Origin of the sequence: Palleronia sp. (genome assembly GCF_042089775.1) — a bacterium.
GTDB lineage: Bacteria > Pseudomonadota > Alphaproteobacteria > Rhodobacterales > Rhodobacteraceae > Palleronia.
In genome coordinates this window covers 1-930 of record NZ_JBELKF010000231.1, presented here as the reverse complement: position 1 = coordinate 930, position 930 = coordinate 1, and the positions used below count along the sequence as shown (strand labels likewise).

The following is a 930-nucleotide window of genomic DNA, read 5'->3' as shown; positions in this document are numbered from 1 at the left end:
CGTTCAGGGTGATCCTGCGCAGCCCCTCGCCGCCCGTCTCGATGTCGATGCTCATGATGCCTGCCTGTGCTTGAACAGCCCGTTGTCGATGGCGATGATGTCGCGCTCCAGCACGCGGGTCCGAAACGAGCCGTCGGTCCAGATTTCGGTGCGCAGCGTCTCGCCCGGATAGACCGCCGCAGTGAAGCGCGCATCCATAGCGCCGAAGCGCGCGGCGTCGTAGTCGCACAGCACCGCCAGCAGCCCGTGCGCGGCAAAGCCGAAGGTGCACAGGCCATGAAGGATCGGACGCTCGAAGCCCGAGCGGGCGGCGACCCGCGGATCGAGATGCAGCGGGTTGGGATCGGCGTTCCAGCGGTACGACAGCGCCTGCTCGGGCCGGGTGGGCGTGTCGAACACGTGATCCGACGCGGTTTCGGGCAGGCGGTGCGCCGGTTTCACCGGCCCCGTCGGGCCGCCAAAGCCGCCATCGCCGCGCAGGAAGGTCGTGCCACGGCAGGTCGCCAGACAATCGCCGCTTTCGGCCTCAAGGATCCGCTTTTCATAATAGAGCAGCGCGCCGCGCCCTTCGCCCTTGTCGACGAGCCCGGTGACGCGGGTCTTGGCGGTGATGCTGGCCGTGGCGGGGATGGTCTTGTGAATGGTGATCCCCTGTTCGCCATGCACCAGCCGGAGCGCATCGACGCCGGTTTCGGGGTTTCCGAGCCAAAAGCCGGGATGGCCAAGCACATTGACGATGGCGGGCATGGCGCGAATGTCGTCTGCCAGCGCCCCGACATAAGCCAGCTGGCGCATGTCCATCGGATCCTGCCCCAGCCCCACGGTCAGCCCGAAGCGCGCCACCTCCTCCAGCCCGTAGCTCTGGCGCACCTCCGGAATGTCGAAATTCATCAGGTGATCGTGATCAATGGCCATCGGGGCGCGCCTCCC

1 protein-coding gene is annotated in these 930 nt (G+C 67.1%); it reads right to left on the bottom strand.

All coding sequences use genetic code 11. The features are described 5' to 3' along the window. Positions 1-51: 51 nt before the first annotated feature. Positions 52-915: a MaoC/PaaZ C-terminal domain-containing protein gene (locus tag ACFDS3_RS20385; protein ID WP_375264155.1), complete on the bottom strand. Its 864-nt coding sequence runs from the start codon at positions 913-915 to the stop codon at positions 52-54. Positions 916-930 lie beyond the last annotated feature (15 nt).

Coding starts and splice junctions, on each gene's coding strand:
- ACFDS3_RS20385 (WP_375264155.1), bottom strand. CDS start 915: ATGGCCATTGATCACGATCACCTGATGAATTTCGACATTCCGGAGGTG.